The sequence below is a fragment of the Pontitalea aquivivens genome, assembly GCF_046507575.1.
GTDB lineage: Bacteria > Pseudomonadota > Alphaproteobacteria > Rhodobacterales > Rhodobacteraceae > Pontitalea > Pontitalea aquivivens.
Window position 1 is genome coordinate 1 of record NZ_JBKFEY010000094.1, and the last position, 952, is coordinate 952.

General features: G+C 58.1%; 2 protein-coding genes. Both read right to left on the bottom strand.

The annotated features are described in order from the left end of the window. Positions 1–482, bottom strand: a 482-nt coding sequence (locus ACK8OU_RS20290; RefSeq protein ID WP_410305136.1) for a 3-isopropylmalate dehydratase small subunit, incomplete at its 3' end; no start/stop codon positions are given. Positions 483–502: 20 nt separating this feature from the next. Next, positions 503–952: aconitase family protein (locus ACK8OU_RS20295; RefSeq protein WP_410305137.1), on the bottom strand; the 450-nt coding region annotated here is incomplete at its 5' end.

The following is a 952-nucleotide window of genomic DNA, read 5'->3' on the forward strand; positions in this document are numbered from 1 at the left end:
CGCGGTCCTTCCGCCATATCGAATTGGACGACCATGTTGCCCGAACGAATGGTTTTTGCAGCCAGATCGAGGATGAAATCGCGATCTCGCCGTTCTGCCAGCAACTCCCGCAGGGTATGCATGTCCTCTCCACTAACCTCAACGCAGGGCATGCCGACCGCCACCGAGTTGGCCACGAAGATTTCCGCGAAGGATTCTCCGACGATTGCATCGATACCCCAGCGATGAATGCCCTGCGGAGCATGCTCTCTCGACGAACCGCAGCCAAAGTTCTTGCCGACGAACATCAGCCGGCTGCCCTTGCTCTCCGGGCAGTCGAGGACATGGGTCTCAGGTCCATGACGGTCGTCGTCGAAGATATGCTGCTCGAGACCGGCAAACGATATGTCGCGCATGAACCGTGCAGGGATAATGCGGTCCGTGTCGACATCATCGTTAGGTATGACGATGGCCCGTCCTTGGATCGTATTGAGTTCCGACATCAATTTATCCTTCCAAGCGACTAGTTGATTCCGAAAAGCACGCGCGCGTCGGTCACTTTGCCGGTTACCGCCGCCGCGGCAACCATCACCGGCGACATCAAGAGGGTGCGTCCCGTGGGCGAACCTTGCCGCCCCTTGAAGTTGCGGTTTGAGGAGGACGCACAGACCTGATCCCCCACCAATTTGTCGACGTTTAGCGCAAGACACATCGAACAACCGGCCTCCCGGACTTCAAAGCCGGCATTGGTAAAGACCCGGTCGAGGCCCTTCTCGAAGATCTGTTTCCGGACACCCTCCGATCCCGGTACGATGAGGGCTTGCACGCCTGGCGCGACATGGAAATTGCCCGACGACAGCGCATTCGCGACCGCCTCAAAATCCGAAAGACGCCCGTTTGTGCACGACCCTATGAAAGCAACGTCGATCGGGGTCCCCGCGATCGCCTGCCCTTCGCTGAAATTCATAAAGGT